Source organism: Reichenbachiella agarivorans, from assembly GCF_025502585.1.
Taxonomy (GTDB): domain Bacteria; phylum Bacteroidota; class Bacteroidia; order Cytophagales; family Cyclobacteriaceae; genus Reichenbachiella; species Reichenbachiella agarivorans.
In genome coordinates this window covers 2569777-2586436 of the sequence record NZ_CP106679.1, presented here as the reverse complement: position 1 = coordinate 2586436, position 16660 = coordinate 2569777, and the positions used below count along the sequence as shown (strand labels likewise).

The 16660-nt window shown below is 43.7% G+C and carries 16 protein-coding genes; 13 read left to right on the top strand and 3 right to left on the bottom strand.

Annotated elements, in window-relative coordinates:
• Positions 1-37 precede the first annotated feature (37 nt).
• Positions 38-988, bottom strand: a complete 951-nt coding sequence (locus tag N6H18_RS10830) for a flippase-like domain-containing protein (protein WP_262308293.1) — start codon at positions 986-988, stop codon at positions 38-40.
• Between the two features lie 64 nt (positions 989-1052).
• On the opposite strand from N6H18_RS10830, the gene ruvC reads away from it, so the two are divergent.
• Positions 1053-1604, top strand: a complete 552-nt coding sequence (gene ruvC, locus N6H18_RS10825; RefSeq protein WP_262308292.1) for a crossover junction endodeoxyribonuclease RuvC — start codon at positions 1053-1055, stop codon at positions 1602-1604.
• Here ruvC and N6H18_RS10820 read toward each other — a convergent pair whose 3' ends face one another.
• Entirely contained in the window at positions 1605-2054 is a 450-nt protein-coding gene (locus N6H18_RS10820; protein ID WP_262308291.1) for a CBS domain-containing protein, read from the bottom strand.
• A 329-nt stretch (positions 2055-2383) separates the two neighbouring features.
• Between N6H18_RS10820 and N6H18_RS10815 the strand changes: the two genes are divergently transcribed.
• From N6H18_RS10815 to N6H18_RS10780, 8 genes are all read left to right on the top strand, one after another.
• Complete coding sequence (locus N6H18_RS10815; protein ID WP_262308290.1) at positions 2384-3256, top strand: sigma-70 family RNA polymerase sigma factor; 873 nt, start codon at positions 2384-2386, stop codon at positions 3254-3256.
• Between the two features lie 138 nt (positions 3257-3394).
• Positions 3395-3922, top strand: a complete 528-nt coding sequence (locus N6H18_RS10810) for a hypothetical protein (protein WP_262308289.1) — start codon at positions 3395-3397, stop codon at positions 3920-3922.
• 253 nt (positions 3923-4175) lie between these two features.
• Positions 4176-5981 (top strand): DUF1800 domain-containing protein, encoded by a 1806-nt coding sequence (locus N6H18_RS10805; protein WP_262308288.1) that lies wholly within the window; start codon positions 4176-4178, stop codon positions 5979-5981.
• A 17-nt stretch (positions 5982-5998) separates the two neighbouring features.
• Positions 5999-7690 (top strand): DUF1501 domain-containing protein, encoded by a 1692-nt coding sequence (locus N6H18_RS10800; RefSeq protein WP_262308287.1) that lies wholly within the window; start codon positions 5999-6001, stop codon positions 7688-7690.
• 43 nt (positions 7691-7733) lie between these two features.
• Positions 7734-8543 carry a PorT family protein gene (locus tag N6H18_RS10795; protein ID WP_262308286.1) on the top strand — a complete coding sequence of 270 codons (810 nt, stop codon included), beginning with the start codon at positions 7734-7736 and terminating at the stop codon, positions 8541-8543.
• A 15-nt stretch (positions 8544-8558) separates the two neighbouring features.
• Entirely contained in the window at positions 8559-9779 is a 1221-nt protein-coding gene (locus N6H18_RS10790; protein ID WP_262308285.1) for a hypothetical protein, read from the top strand.
• A gap of 89 nt (positions 9780-9868) precedes the next feature.
• The gene (locus N6H18_RS10785; RefSeq protein ID WP_262308284.1) at positions 9869-10996 is read left to right on the top strand and encodes an NAD(P)/FAD-dependent oxidoreductase; all 1128 of its coding nucleotides are present in this window, start codon (positions 9869-9871) and stop codon (positions 10994-10996) included.
• A gap of 25 nt (positions 10997-11021) precedes the next feature.
• Positions 11022-11795 (top strand): NAD(P)-binding domain-containing protein, encoded by a 774-nt coding sequence (locus N6H18_RS10780; RefSeq protein WP_262308283.1) that lies wholly within the window; start codon positions 11022-11024, stop codon positions 11793-11795.
• 41 nt (positions 11796-11836) lie between these two features.
• Here the strand turns inward: N6H18_RS10780 and N6H18_RS10775 are convergent, their stop codons facing one another.
• A complete protein-coding gene (locus tag N6H18_RS10775) occupies positions 11837-12388 on the bottom strand; it encodes a hypothetical protein (RefSeq protein ID WP_262308282.1) in 552 nt (183 codons plus the stop codon).
• Between the two features lie 238 nt (positions 12389-12626).
• On the opposite strand from N6H18_RS10775, the gene N6H18_RS10770 reads away from it, so the two are divergent.
• The 4 genes from N6H18_RS10770 to N6H18_RS10755 all read left to right on the top strand — a co-directional run bounded on the left by N6H18_RS10770 (position 12627) and on the right by N6H18_RS10755 (position 16572).
• On the top strand, positions 12627-13163 hold the full coding sequence (locus N6H18_RS10770; RefSeq protein ID WP_262308281.1) for an HD domain-containing protein: 537 nt from the start codon (positions 12627-12629) through the stop codon (positions 13161-13163).
• Between the two features lie 12 nt (positions 13164-13175).
• Positions 13176-13889 (top strand): HAD family hydrolase, encoded by a 714-nt coding sequence (locus tag N6H18_RS10765; RefSeq protein WP_262308280.1) that lies wholly within the window; start codon positions 13176-13178, stop codon positions 13887-13889.
• Between the two features lie 8 nt (positions 13890-13897).
• Positions 13898-15820 carry an AAA domain-containing protein gene (locus N6H18_RS10760; protein ID WP_262308279.1) on the top strand — a complete coding sequence of 641 codons (1923 nt, stop codon included), beginning with the start codon at positions 13898-13900 and terminating at the stop codon, positions 15818-15820.
• A 185-nt stretch (positions 15821-16005) separates the two neighbouring features.
• A complete protein-coding gene (locus N6H18_RS10755) occupies positions 16006-16572 on the top strand; it encodes a Crp/Fnr family transcriptional regulator (protein ID WP_262308278.1) in 567 nt (188 codons plus the stop codon).
• Positions 16573-16660: the final 88 nt, after the last annotated feature.

Genomic DNA, 16660 nt, shown 5'->3' with positions numbered 1-16660 from the left:
AAGCAATAGACCCCAACAGTGCTAGCCAAAACCCATATCATAAGTGCTTGCGGCTAAAACCAGAGATGAATAATAAACCTATCAGCGCAGGTAAAATAATATTGACGAGCCATATCAATGCACTAGCAATCCCTATCAAAGCCATGTCCACATGGAAGAAAGAAAAGAAAAGCGCAGCAGACAACTCTCGGTTCATCAAATCCCCCAGTGCGGTCACATTGGGTATGAAAGTTTTGATCAAAAAAATCCAAAACACTCCTAAAAGAATAATGTGGGCATCTAAATTGATCTTCAACACATAAAAGACCATCAAAAACTGCAGACTGAAAATAACGTAACGGCAGGAGGAGAGCAAGAGCACGTATAACCATTGTCTCCATTGGTAATTCATAAAAGACAATCTATACCTTTCCATTTGGGAATGAATTTTATCCTTGAAAGACAGGTATGCAATGACTAACATAAGAAACACGCCCAAACACGAACCCAAAACCACTGTCAGAGAGAAAAGTTTGGCTCCCAATAGAATCAAAAAAAACACTGATACAGACCCAAAGATAAAAGTGGGCACCATCTGAGAAAAACGAACTACGGCCAGCGCAGACACAGCCTTGACTCTATCTTGCCTTGCAATGTCTCCCAAGCGTACCACTGCATCTCCCAAGCCAAAAGGAGTCAATACATTGACACTTCTACCTATCAAAGTCACTTTCCATACTTCCACAAAGGATTTATTATCCATATCTCGGATCAAATAATACCAGGCGTATGCTTCTATCAACAAATTGAGTGGCAACAAGGAGACAGCTACCAGCAACCAACTCATGTCCATGAGATGAAAGAAACTCCAGTTAAAATCACCTTCATGGATTTTGAAGACAACCATGCTCAATACTGCCACGGGAATCACCCATACCCACAGTATCCGCAAGACTGGATAAAACCAGACTGCTCGTTGCCTCAAATGATCTACTCGCAAAAACTCCATAAATAAGACTTGTTCTTGGACAAAACGTAGGATGATTTTCTATCTTGCAATGCTATTCACATCCATGCAAAAAATTAAAGAAAAAATCATTTTAGGTATTGACCCTGGGACTAACGTCATGGGATATGGTGTGATATTGATTACGGGATCGACTGTAAAGCTCCTTCAATTTGGCGTGATACATCTATCAAAATACGAAAATCACGAATTGAAACTAAAAAAAATCTATGAGCGAGTCTCCTCAATCATAGATGAGTTCGCTCCTGATCATGTGGCGCTGGAGGCTCCATTCTTTGGCAAAAATGTCCAGTCCATGCTCAAATTGGGCAGAGCCCAAGGTGTAGCCATGGCCGCTGCACTCAACCGAGACATCCCCATCACTGAGTATGCGCCCAAAAAAGTAAAACAATCCGTGACAGGCAATGGAAACGCATCCAAAGAACAGGTGGCAGCCATGCTCAAATCAATTTTAAAATTCCAAGATGCACCCAAACTATTAGACGCTACGGATGCTCTCGCAGTAGCACTGACTCATCACTATCAGGGAGGAAATGTGCAATCCAGCAGTAAAAGCTGGAAAGCATTTTTGTCGGATAACCCTAATCGGATAAAATAATTACCAAGTTGTAGATTTAATCTTTTGAGCCGCACGCATGATGTCTCTGCGAGATATCTGTCCTTTGAGTACGCCATTTTGTGTCACAGGGAATCGTCTGAAGTAGGTAGTCAAAAATTCATTGGCACAGGACACCACATCCATATCCATTTCCAAAGTTTTCACGTTGGTAGACATATAGTCTTTGACCGTGCCTTTCCCACTGGGTATGTTGTGATACGAAGACTGCACCAGTACCTTGAGACAATCCTTTTCAGAAAGCATCCCCACGAGTTCCCTCTTTTCATTGAGAACTGGACCTCCAGAGATTCTTTTTTTGAGCATAATGTCAATTGCCTCGGCAATCTCCATATCTGGTGTAAATGTGATCAGATCTTTAGCCATGTAATCGGCGATTGTTTCATACTGGATGCCATTGGATTGCTCGACCTTCGCACCTTTAAAATTCATTACCATAGTTTAGTAGATTTAGGTTTACATTCAATCAGTACCTATGATATTAACTCTTTTTTGTCTGAATATCAAGAACTAGGATAAAAATGACAATATCATAGGATTATTACGTTATGTTTTGTACTTTCAGAGGAATGAAGAAAAACCAACTCATGAACTAGATGTCTCTACCAGACATTTGAGACCACACATCTAGGAAATATCAGAGAAAACTAATCTTCAGTTTGAAAGAAATCGTATAAAAGGTTAAATTTGCGGGCTAATAATTCTACACCAAGAATTATGTAGAATTTTAGAGTCCTAATAAATAAGGAAAAATATATCATATGAGACAGCTTAAGATCACACAATCCATCACTAACAGACGTGAAAGTCACACACTTGAAAAGTACTTTACTGAAGTTAGTAGTGTGCCGATGATTACACCTGATGAAGAGGTGGAATTGGCGCAAAGAATTAAACAAGGGGATGATCTGGCTTTGGAAAAATTGGTAAAAGCAAACTTGAGGTTTGTGGTTTCGGTAGCGAAACAATACCAAAACAGAAGTTTACCACTCAATGACTTGATCAACGAGGGCAATCTAGGACTGATCAAAGCAGCCAAGAAATTTGACGAAACAAAAGGATTTAAATTTATCTCTTACGCCGTATGGTGGATTCGTCAGTCGATCATGCAAGCTTTGGCTGAGCAATCAAGAATAGTAAGGTTGCCAATGAATAAATCTGGCGCAATCAACCAAATCAGAAGAGCTTATGCTGAGTTGGAACAAAAATACGAAAGAGAACCAACCGAAGAGGAGTTGGCCGAGATCTTGGAAATGAAGCCAAGTGAAGTCAGAAACACCTTGGGTGCTGAAGTGAAGCAAATGTCTATGGATGCTCCATTTGGAGAGGACGAATCAGGGTCATTGCTTGACGTACTAGAAAACAAAACTACTGGCCCAACTGATGGACAGATGGTATTCAACGATTCGTTGAAAGTAGAAACGATCAGAGCACTATCTACCTTGACTGCCAGAGAGAGAGAAGTAGTCAAAATGAGCTTTGGTATTGGTTCTGACAACCCATTCACACTAGAAGAAATCGGTGACATCATGGGATTGACTAGAGAAAGAGTAAGACAAATCAGAGAAAAGGCACTTCAGAAATTGAGAGAGCCAAACAAAAATCAACGATTGAAAGAGTTTTGCGCTAGCTAATTACTCAAAGTGTCTCATAAAACATTTGAAACCTCAGCTTTTGCTGAGGTTTTTTTTATCCTCTCATCAGAACAAGGATTTCAATTTGATTTTTATAATTCGATGCTTTTGTTGAACTTTCTATAAAAATCAAAACATATGAAAACCATCTACCTAGTAATTGCATTTATACTACTTACGATTAGCAGCTATGCACAAGAATCAGCAGCTATTGGCAGTACATTTCCAAATTTAGAAGCTGAATCCTTTGACACTTCCTACAATCTACCCGAAGATTCAAAAGGGAAATACACCATCATTGGACTCACTTACAATAAAAAATCTCAAGAAGCACTCATGGATTGGATCGTCCCTATCTACCAAGAGTTCCTCAGCGATGGCACAGAGAGTATCAATGCTTATTTCGTCATCATGTTTAGTGGCGTAAATGCTGCTGCGGAAGGAATCGTGAGACAGCAAGTCAATGAGTCCATTGACCCACTTTTGCTTCCACACATCCTATATCACAAGGGTGGTTTGAAAAAATACCAAGAAGTCCTGGATATGTTGGGAAGAAAAGACACTTCCTATTATTTCATCCTTGATCCAGAAGGAACTATCCTATGGGCGACCAGAGGTAGATTCAAACAAGAAAAAATAGATAAAATCAGATCGTTGATCAAGTAAAATGCTTGCCGATTAGATTTAATACCAGCCATTGTTACTCAAAAACATGTAGCTTGATTGTAGAAGAATCCGTTTGGAATTCTTCCACAATCGAGCATCCCTAGAAGAGACTAATTACTAAATAATTATCGGCATCAAGAGAATACAATTTCGTGATTTCTCTTTTGTTAACATATAATTATTGCAAGAAATAATATAACAACCAACATTGATTCTTGTTATACTTGTAGTTGTAATCTTCAACCCCACGCTTATGCCACTAACTGCCTTGTCAGGTACACTTGGAAAGAAAAGAGCAGCTCATCTGTTGCGAAGAGCTTGCACAGGCGGCTCTATTGCAGAAATCAATGAATTCGCTGGACTGACAGCTCAAGAGGCTTTTGCCAGACTCTCATTGGATGACCTACCCACCCCTCTCCCTCCGATTGATCCTAAGACTGGAAAAGAATGGATCTCTACTCCAGTCATCAAAGATGTCAACAGTGACAACCTAGATGCGCTCCTCAATGCATGGATACTGGGGCAGATGCTAGCTACTGATGTCCCTGATGCACAAAAACTTTCTTACTCATTTAGAGAGCGCATAGTTTTTTTTATGCACATACTCTTTACCACCCAAAAAGAGAAAGTAGGCAACACCAAATCAATCTACTATCAAAACGCACTCTTTAGACACTTTGCATTTGATACCCATGACATAGAAATAGCAACTCCCAATCCTGATCCAGACTCGCCAGATATATTGCCCCCTACCATTGCTCCAGTCAACCTAAAGCAACTCACCAAAAAAATATGTGTGGAAAATGCCATGCTTCAGTTTTTGGATGGAAAACAAAATGTAAAAGGGAGTCCCAACGAGAATTTTGCCCGTGAACTAATGGAGCTCTACACCATAGGAAGAGGTCTAGAAGGTCAACTCCCAGATGGTGAATTCGAAGGTGACTACATCAACTTTACTGAAGAAGATGTCCAAGCTGCCTCCAAGGTATTGTCAGGCTTTGAATTGGACACTGATGAAGACAGTCTGCCATTTGCTAATCTGGATATAGAAACTGGACTACCGAGAGGAGTCATCAGAGGTGGAAACATCGCCACCCAACATGACACGAGTATCAAGACATTTAGCAACAGAATGGGTAATGCTACGATTCAAGCAAATCCTGATCTATTATTGGGTAGCAGCCCCACAGAAGAAAGTGTCTTGGACGAGATTAGCCAATTGGTAGATTTGATCTATGATCAGGACGAAACACCCAAACACATCTGCAGAAGACTCTACAGATTCTATGTTTACCATGAGGTGACACCTGAAATCCAATCTGGTATCATCCAAGACATGGCAGATGTATTTGTTGCCAATGACTACAAACTGGCTCCTGTGCTAGAGGCACTATTCACCAGTCAAGAATTTTACGGAGGAGCTGCAGCCATCATTGATGATGCGTTTGGAGGCATCATCAAATCCCCTCTAGACTTGACTTTGGGTTTTATCAAAAATTTTGGAATTGAAATCCCAAGCGCGCAAACCAATGTTGACAAATTCTATGAATTGACTTTGTCAATACTCGGTGAAATGAGTGCACAAGGCTTAGATCTGTATGAACCCTTTGAGGTAGCAGGCTATTCTGCCTATCATCAATTCCCGCTCTACAACAGATCATGGATCAGCCCAAACTACCTAACGAACCGTTATAATTTCATCCGAAATAGAATCACCCCAGGTGACCTTCAAGACATAGGAGACATCAGACCCTTGCTTTTCGTACAGGACATTATCCCCAACGCGACTGCAAGAGACGCAAGAGCATTGATTATAAGCCTGATAGAATACTTCTTGCCTATGAGTGATGCAGTCACTTTTGACGGCAGTGGAGGCAGTGAGATGACGCAAGAACGCATGGCTTATTTCCTAGATGCTCTGGTAGGCAGCATGGATGCTGATCCTGAGACAGCATGGACTACCAATTGGGACAATGGCACAGACCCTGACAAAGCAGACAACCAACTCGCCAATTTGTTTAATGCATTATTGCAAACACCTGAATATCAATTAATGTAAGTCCAAAAACTCATACGATGCAAAGAAGAAAATTTTTAAAGAATTTAGGGTTTGCGGCAGGTGCACCTATTGCATTTCAAGGTATTCCCATTCAAGTCCTAGCGGGGCAGCAGCAATTCCAAAAACTCGCTGCGCAAAGCAACAATGACCGAGTCCTCATCATGCTACAAATGCATGGCGGCAATGATGGCCTCAACACCATCATTCCTATTGATAAATACGAGGAGTACTATAGCCGCAGAGCGAACATTGCGATCCCTTATAAGTCTGGAAATAGGACTTTGATTCCATTGGACAGTACAGTACCAGCTGCTGATCAGGTAGGCCTACATCCTGATATGAATAGTTTCAAAGACCTCTATGACCGTGGTAAGGCAGCAGTATTCCAAGGTGTATCCTACGAAAACAACAATGGATCGCACTTTAGAGGCAGAGACATCCAACTGATGGGAGGCAGCTCGGATGATTATTTTTCTTCGGGTTGGATAGGTCGATACCTGAATCAGGAGTACGCACCCATGATCTATCCGGAGCAATTTCCCAATTCAGAAATGCCCGATCCTTTGGCCTTGGAAATAGGTAACGACGTTTCGCTCCTCTTTCATCAGGAAGGAAATATCCCAACCTCCATTTCGCTCCCTGGCAATCCTCAAGGGTTTGCCGATTTGATAGAAAACCTAGAGGGCTTTACGGATGAAGGAATAGATCCAAGAGGAATTCCACCTGAATTTCTCAAACCTAGTCCCTATGGAAAGGAAATGGATTGGCTCTTGAGTTTGGAGGACAAGTCAGAGACTTACATCAAACGACTGGCTGAGATCTACGCCCCTACCAAAGAGAGCTCTGTCACCTATCCTGAAAAATATCCATTCAGCAATTCCAAAAACCCTCTAAGCAATCAGTTAAAATTGATCGCCAGGTTGTTGAGTGGTGGAATTAAAACAAAAGTATTTTTGGTCAAAATCGGTGGTTTCGATACGCATGCCGAGCAAACGACCTCATACGATCCTACATTGGGGGGACATGCTGCATTGTTGTACCACATTAGTTCGGCTATGCATGCCTTCGATGCGGATTTGAAATCAAGAGGTCTATCGGAGAGAGTATTGACTCTGACAATGTCTGAATTTGGCCGTAGGATAGCATCCAATGGCTCCTATGGTACAGACCATGGAACTGGAGGTCCTGTGATGCTATTCGGTGCTGGTGTAAACGCTGGAATCTATGGAACCAATCCAGATCTCAGTAAAAACAATGTCGGTATGCAGTTTGACTATCGTCAAATATACGCCAACATCCTGCACGAATGGATGGGCGTGGATCAATCAGTAGTAGATCAAGACATATTCTTCGGTGACTTCATTTCAGGACCTAGTCATGCTGGGGGCAATTACGAACCCTTGGATCTGATCAAAGAAGTGGTCACTAGTGCAGATAATTACACTCAATCTAAATTCCAGATTGAATCTATTTATCCCAACCCTGCTACCAATTATGTACAAGCCAACGTGGTGGTCAATGACTACCAGGAGGTTAACTTCGAGCTAATCGATTCCTCAGGACGTGTGGTTAGGTCTGCACGCAGAGCCATTGCTCCCGGCAAACACACGGTTACTTTTCAGCTCGACAATATGATGCCAGGATTTTATTTTTTCAAAGCCAAATCACCAAAACTCAATGATACAAAACGCCTTTTCATCCGTAAGTAAGGTCTTATTGATAATCCTACTTTTGCTCTCTGCCCAAAACATAATGGCACAGCGTAGAAGCATGAAGCCAAAACTGCCTGGATCAGAATACCAGAACTTCCTAAAAACACAGTGGTGGTTGGGGTTGAAGTTTGGCACCAATTTCACTCAACCCAATCCAGGAGAACGCTATTCGTCCATAGTACCGATCAACTACGACACAGAGTTACTAGAAAAGAACTACAAAAATTTCAGTGAACCAGGTGTTCACATCGGTTTGGATCTTTCATTCTATCACAAAGGATTCTCCATAGCGATGACACCTGTCTACAAAATGGCTCGGTATAGCTACTCTAGCATGGTAGAGTGGACAGGTGATACAGATGTGGAGACATTTCAGTCTGAGTACAAAGTCACCCAAACGGCGAGTTTTATAGAAGTGCCATTGTCGTTGAGATATGAATTGATCAAACAAGGAAAGCTTAGACCCTATATTATGGCAGGTATGCAATATTCCTTTTCGCTATCCGCCAAAAAAGAAACCAATATCAAACATACTGATTTCATCACAGGTACTCCGCAAACTTATGATGGAGGGACAGTGACGGTAGATGTCAAGGATGAGTTTCAGAACTACTTTGGTGCTTTGGGAGGCTTAGGATTTGGCTGGGATGTCGGCAACATCCGTACGATCCTAGAAGTATCCTACTCCTATGGTTTGAGTTCTATCACAGATACCAACCAGCGCTACAGTGAAAATCAATTGGCGACACTGGGTGAGACCAATGACGAAACAAAAATCAATGGTGTCAATGCCTCGCTGAGTGTCGTCTTCCCATTGAGATACATTGACAAAACTTTCTCTTCCCGATAATCCTACCTGATTCATATGAAAAACCTATTATATACATTTTGCCTTTTGTTCATCTTAGTAGGATGCAAAGATGATGATATTGACCCTTCGGTCTCGTTTACCAAAATCTACGACAGTTTCAGAAGTGACCAGAGCTACTACCCGATCGATATGGTCGCTACAGATTCTGGCTTTCTGGTGTTGACACGACAGTCATTGAGTAGTACAACGGACAACAAAAAACCAGCAGGTGTTCAACTCATCGAACTCGACGAAGAGGGGAACTACAGCGCTTCGTCCGAACTTAATACCGACGAGTATGAATCACCAGTAGGTGACTTTGTCACCATCGATGACATGCACTACTTCGTCATGATGGACAACAACAAACGTGCACAATTGTGCAAAGTAGGCAACAGTGCTTCGTCTCTCGAAATCATAGCGCTGAACAATGGCTTGAGCTGGCCATTGGCAGTCAACGTCACAGCTGACAGTCTCAACCTCATTCTACTCAGTTTTGATGGTGTTGATCAAATGGTTTTGAGTATTCATGACAAAGATGGAAATGTAATTCGTGATGACAATAACAACGATAAGATCAGGACTTTTTCTATAGGTACCAATATTGATATTTCATCAGCCATATTCGATCACTTTTCTGATCCAGAGCGATACGGATTGCCCTTCTTTTGTGGACAAATGGACCCCAGTACTTACTACTTTAATGGTATTTTCAATCATACGCTATCGGTGGTCTTTACAGTCTTTGGTGATGCCGAGACAGGTGTAGTGCAAGGACAAAGTACAGACGGTGGTTTGACAGCAGCTTTACCCATTAGCGGAAGCACTTTCTCCATCTTTGGCTATCAATACAATGACAACTTCATCCAACCCATTCAAAACCTAGAAACCAACAGCATCACCTCAAGCATTGATTTCATGACTGTCCCATTCTCTGAATACAGATCAAGGACCCCTGCGGACATCGTGCTATACGAGTACAATGACGTTCAATATTCAGTAATCGCAGCAGAGACACAGTCTAGACAAATTGCCATCAACGTCTTTGATGCCACGACTGGTGAGTCCACGGGCGTATTGAAGATAGGCAACATCAACCCATACACACTCGCCTCGATCAAAGTAGATGAGGAAAACAACTTGATCGTACTAGGTACTACCTTGGTCTCTGGTCGATTCCCTAGGATGTTCGTCAAAAAAATCTCCGAAAAGGAAATGGGATCGCTTGTGAAGTGAGTCAATGGTCGATAGTCCATGGACAATAGACAATGAGCTTATTTTTCGATTGAATCAACCCAGCATAGCCTAAACTTAAATTAGCACTCATGTGGAGCTATTGGGAACAAGAATATTTCATAGGAAAGGTTGATCTGCTGGTCATAGGGAGTGGAATCGTGGGATTATCTGCTGCCATTGAATACGCTAAAGCCAATCCTCAAGCCAAGATCACCGTCCTAGAAGCTGGTGTTTTACCTTCTGGTGCCAGCACCAAAAACGCAGGCTTTGCCTGCTACGGCAGCCCAACAGAACTACTCCACGACCTGTCTCAGGAATCCGAAGAGCAGGTCATCACCAGAGTTAAAAAACGCATCAAAGGTCTCGAGAATCTCAAAAGTCTCCTCGGCGAAGGGAACATTGGTTATGAAAATCATGGCAGCTACGAACTCTTTGGCTCTACCCAACAAGACAGTTTTGAATCAACCCTGAGCCGACTCGAAACACTCAACAAAACCCTAAGAAACACCTTAGGTTTTGACCCCTATCATAGAGATGATCAAATTGTTTCATCTTCTGGATTCCAACATACAATCGGCGCAATTTCGATTCAGGGAGAAGCCCAAATCAACACGGGCTTGATGATGAAAAACCTCATCCAACTGGCTCAGTCATTGAACATCCAAATATGGAATGGCATCAAAGTAGAAAGTATGGAAGAATCTAACTCCAACATCAATATCAATACAGTTCAAGGCACTATCTCAGCCCAAAAGTGTATCGTAGCAACCAATGGTTTTGCCAAACAACTCCTTCCTGAACTCGACGTAAAACCTGCCAGAGCCCAAGTACTCATCACACAGCCTATTCCTAATCTAAAATTCAAAGGCACTTATCATCTCGATGAGGGTTATTATTATTTCAGAAATGTAGGAAACAGGGTGCTACTTGGCGGAGGACGCAACTTGGATTTTGAAGGAGAAACCACCTACGACATGGCTTTGAATCCTCATATCCAGAATCAGTTGGATCGCCTGCTCTGTGACCAAATCTTGCCTGGCACCACCTATGAGATCGATCAACGCTGGTCAGGAATCATGGGCACAGGCCAAACCCGAGAAATCATCTTGAAAACATTGTCTCCTCACCTCATCGTCGCAGTACGTCTGGGAGGCATGGGTATTGCCATCGGCAGCCTCATTGGTCGGGAGGCCGCACAACTCACGCAGACAGGTTAACCAAGGATTGTGTATCCTTGCGCTTATGAAGCAAATTAGTATCATGGGTTGTGGTTGGTTGGGTATGCCACTAGCGATCGACCTGATCAAAAAAGGATATCAGGTTAAAGGCAGTACCTCTACACCTACCAAACTAAAGACATTGGAAGATGAAGGCATAGAACCCTATCTGAGTGAAAAAGGACAAAAGACGATTGACTCTTCTGATTTCTTCGATAACGAAATCTTCATGATCAACATACCTCCACGCAATACGCCAGAGGATCCCAATTTTCATCTTGACCAGTTGCAAGCCATTGCCAATCAAATAGATTTTGACAAAACGAAAGTCCTGTTCATCAGCTCAACGGCGGTCTATCCGTCTCCAAATGCCGAGGTGACCGAAGCAGATGCCAGCTATGATTGCTATTCCAGAGGTGGGGTATCGCTACTGAAAGCCGAAGAAATATTCAGCAAAGAAAAAAACACAACAGTCTTACGCATGGCTGGACTATACGGACCAGAACGACACCCTGCCGTGACTTTGTCTGGAAAGAAAATTGGAGGCAAAGACAGTCCTGTCAATATGATTCACTTGGATGACTGCATAGGTGTGATAGAGACGATCCTAGAGCAAGAACTTTGGGGTGAGACCTTCAACGTCTGCTCTCCCAATCACCCAACCAAGGAGGAATTCTACAAAAAGTCGAGCAAAAAACTAAAAATAGCCCCTCCCACTTACTCTGATATAGCCATCGATTACAAAATCGTGAATTCAGACAAACTCAAAGCAGCAACTAAGTACAAGTTCAAACATTGAAGTGAGCGCAATATTGAGGAGATAAATATGGACTCTTGGCACTAATTTATCTCCATTAATACCCTTTCATCTTCAAATGGAGGTGGGACGAGTTGAGCATGCTCTACATTATATAACTTTCCTGAGGTCTTTTCTATTTTATAGGATGACTCTTGAAATGCTGAAATGACTGTGATATCGTAGTATTGTTTTTGTTCTCGAATGGTCATCTCATTCTTGAAATCTGCTAAATTAATTGTGCCCGTTGCATCACTACGATTAATTGCATCGACCACAAACTGGATATTCTCCTTAGTTTCTTGCGTCTGTTGATAGAATCTAGGTTTTTCTTCTGCTCTAACGATCCCATTGGTGACAGCACCATAGCTAGTTACTTGGTCGAGCAGTGACACGTTCAAATCAAAATAGTACGCTGAGTTCATTGGAAGATATTTCACTGGATTCTGAAACGAAACATAAACCTCTCTCCCATCTGTCATGACCCTAATCTTGGCAAAATACTCAACGCCTACCTTTTCGTCCACTAGCTCTAGGGCCATCTGCACAAGGGAGTCCTTGCCCAGAGATACAATTGCTGTTACTTCCTTATTCATTTTAACATCTTGAGCATAACAAGTGACACAAATTAAGATCAAAGTAAATAGGATAAGTAGTTTATATATTTTCATTGGTAGTCATTTAAGCGTTTTTGAAGTTCATCTTTGAGATAAATCACCACATGGCGGTTAAGTTAGGTATGTTTTCAGGAAAACAAGATTCCGAAAGTGCCAAGATGAAATCGGAACTCAGTATTATATCCCTTAGCTTAGTGAACAAATACAAGTTAGCACCATGGCCAACAAATCCATCCCCCGCATCGAAGGCATTCTCCTCTACTACACCAAGGCATTGGGTGCGGACTACAATGCCTACCGCAACCACGTCTATCGGGTCTATCACTTGACGCTACTCCTGCATCACGACGAACTGAACTATCCAGCATCTGAGACCTTGGCGGTCGCTGCGGCCTTTCATGACCTAGGTATCTGGACACACAACACCCTAGATTATTTGGAGCCGAGTGCCGATTTGGCCTCCGAATACCTGAGAGAAAACAACAGCACAGAACTCGATGAGGCAGTCCGCTCGCTGATCATCATGCATCACAAACTGGGAATCCATAAGGACAATGCGCTGGCCGAGGCTTTTCGCAAAGCAGATAAGATGGACTTGAGTTTTGGTTTCTTCAACTATAAACTTCCCAAATCCAGATACGCCCACCTCAAAGAAGAATTTCCTTTCTTGGAATTCCAAAAAAACATCATCCGGAAAGTACTACGCTATGCCCTCACACATCTAAACCGTCCCTTCCCTATGCTGAGACGCTAAAATGTACTTTCTTTGGCAAATCATTCATTTTCCAATCCCAATATGAAGATCAAAACCATTGCCTTTGATGCGGATGATACCCTGTGGCACAACGAAGGCTTGTTTCGTGAGGCAGAGACGGAGTTTTGTCAACTGCTGGAGGCATACATGCCACAGCACAGTGTCGCCAAGGAACTCTACCGCATCGAGCTGCAAAACATGGAGCTCTACGGCTATGGCATCAAGGCATTTGTCCTGTCGCTGATAGAGAGTGCCATCGAAATCTCCGGCCGCACACTCAACGTCACGGACATCGAGCAGATCCTGCGCATCGGCAAAGAGCTCCTCCAAAAACCCGTCATCCTTATCGACGAAGTAGAAGATGTTTTGTCCACTCTGCAAGGAAAGTACCGACTGATCTTGGCTACCAAAGGCGACCTCCTCGACCAACAGCGCAAACTCAAGAAGTCAGGCTTGGAAAAGTACTTTCACCACATCGAGATCATGTCGGAGAAGAAAGAACCTGATTACGAAAAAGTGATCCGCCACTTAGACATCCAAGCAGACGAGTTTGCCATGATTGGGAATTCCCTCAAGTCGGACGTACTGCCCGTGCTCAATCTCGGTGGTCATGCCTTTCATATCCCCTATCATATCACGTGGGAACATGAAAAAGTAGATCGAAAAATTGAACACAACCAACTGATCCAACTCACCGATATCAAAGAACTCTTACAGCATCTATAGCCGCATCCATGTCCAAAAGCAACATTCAGGAAGAACTCAAAACCCAACTGCAACTCCTCCATCAGGAGAAGGAAGAAGACCTGCGTCAGTACCGCCTCAAGATGTCCAGCACTTCGCTGAAGGAGCGTAGAAAATCAGGCGTATGCTGGTACCCCGTGGATTTGCTCAAGACACATTTCGATGCGGGAGAGCGATTGATGGTGAAGGTGTCCCGACAAAAGGAACATGTCGATGCGCACTCCTTTCAATCTGGCAAGTTGGTGAGCCTCTTCTCTAGCGGTGGAGGCGAGAACTCCGACGAGGCTGTCTCTGGTGTGGTCAACAACGTCACCAAGACGGAGATGCACATCACCATCAACGTCGATGAACTGCCTCAGTGGGCACAACATTCCCAACTTGGCATCCAGTTGCTCTTCGATGAGAATGCCTATCGGGAAATGGAGAAAGCGCTCCAAAAAGTCATCAAAGGCGGAGACGATCGCATCGATCACCTGAAACAAGTGATCCTAGGGACGAAAGAGGCATCCTTCGACAACCAAGATACCATCAGAGACCTGGGACTCAACGACAGCCAAAACGAAGCGTTACGCCTCGTCAAAAACGCCCAAGATGTCGCCATCATCCATGGCCCTCCTGGCACTGGCAAAACCACCACACTGGTGCAAGCCATCATCGAGACGCTGCACAGGGAAAACCAAGTGCTCGTCTGCGCACCCAGCAATGCTGCCGTAGACCTACTCGCCGAGAAATTGGGGGAGCAAAAAATAGAAGTGTTGCGAGTGGGACATCCCGCCAGAGTACATGAGGACATCCTCAGCAAGACACTGGATGCCAAAATCGCCAACCATGCCGACTTCAAAAGCCTGAAAGACCTACGGAAGCAGTCCGAAGAATACTTCAAACTCGCGAGCAAATACAAACGCAGCTTTGGTCATGCCGAGAAGGTCCAACGCCGCGCCATCAAGTCCGAAGCACTGAGACTGAAAGATGACGCCAACAACCTAGAGTACTACATCATCAACGATATCGTCTCCAAGTCTCAGGTGATCGTGAGCACGCTGGTCGGCGCGACCAACAATTACATCAAAGGCATGAGCTTTGGGACGGTGTTCATCGACGAGGCGGCACAGGCACTAGAGGCAGCCTCTTGGATTCCGATTCTGAGAGCACAACGAGTAATTTTTGCAGGGGATCACTGTCAACTGCCACCGACCATTCGATCCTTCGATGCGGCGAAGAAAGGACTGGAAGTGACCCTCTTCGAAAAGGCCATCCAGCGCAACAAAGCAGATGTGATGCTGTCCATCCAGTACAGGATGCACGAGCAAATCATGAACTTCTCCAGCCGCATGTTCTACAAAAACGAACTGAAAGCAGACGATAGGGTACGCCAGTGGAAGGTTTTCTCTGAGGACACGCCCGTGGAGTTCATCGACACAGCGGGTTGTGGGTTCTTCGAGGCAATCGACCCAGAGACCCGTAGCTCCTTCAACACCGAAGAGGCGGACATCCTCCTCAAACACCTGATCGAGTACCTCGGCCAACTCGACACCATCGGCCACCAAGACGACCTCCAAAGTGTCGGCGTGATCTCCCCCTACAAGGCGCAGACCCTCCTACTCACCGAAAAGTTACTGGAAAGTGGCTTAGACACAGCGGTCGCCAGCAAGGTTCAGGTCAACACAGTGGATTCCTTCCAAGGACAGGAACGTGACGTGATCTACATCAGCCTCGTCCGCTCCAACGAAAACGGAGAGATTGGCTTCCTCGGCGACACCCGCCGCATGAATGTCGCCCTCACCCGCGCCAAGAAGAAACTGGTCGTAATCGGCGACAGTGCCACCATCGGACAGCATCCCTTCTACAACAAATTCCTCGACTATGTACAGGAGATCGATGCTTATAGGAGTGCCTTTGAGTTGATGTATTAGATGTTAGATGATAGACGTTAGATTTTAGATACTAGATGTTAGACAAGGGGTTGGCGATATTGAATGCAGAGGGCAACAGACTTGTACTGCCGTCAATCGATACCACTGGTCGCAGCAGATGCTACGACCTTGTCATGACAGGCAGATTTTTTTAGTCAACATACCAGAATCTATTTCCTTGAATCATGCACAAAAAACTAAGAGCACACATAGAAAAGACAGTTACTCTGACTGATGACGAGTTTGATCTTCTATTGCCCTACTTCACACTCAAGCATTTTCATAAAAAGGAATTCCTTTTTGAACGAGGACAAAAAGTGGAGTACGCCTACTATGTAGTCTCTGGCCTTTTAAAATTGGTGTTTGTAGACAAGGACGCATCTGAGCACATTGTATCGTTTGCGATGGAAGATTGGTGGGAGAGTGACTTCAGTGCCTTTTTTATGAAGACTAGAGCGACCATGTCTTTGGTATGTCTAGAAGAAACCTCCGTCTATTGTATAGCACACGATGACTATTGGAGTTTGTGTAATAGCATGCCGAAAATAGAAAGATTCCTCCTGCAAAAATCCAACATGGGATTCATTGGTGCTCAACAGCGGGTATTGTCGCTACTCACTACCAATGCTAAGGAAAGGTATGAACAACTCATCACTCAATCTCCATCTCTTCTGCAAAGAGTCTCCAAAACTCAACTTGCTTCCTACCTAGGGGTTTCTCGAGAAACATTGAGTAGACTGTTTATCCAATAACTAGTCTATTGCGGACAAGTCTGTCCAAACACCAAGATTCACAATAGTGACATATGTCACAAGTGACTCTCATGCCCTTCTGACAACT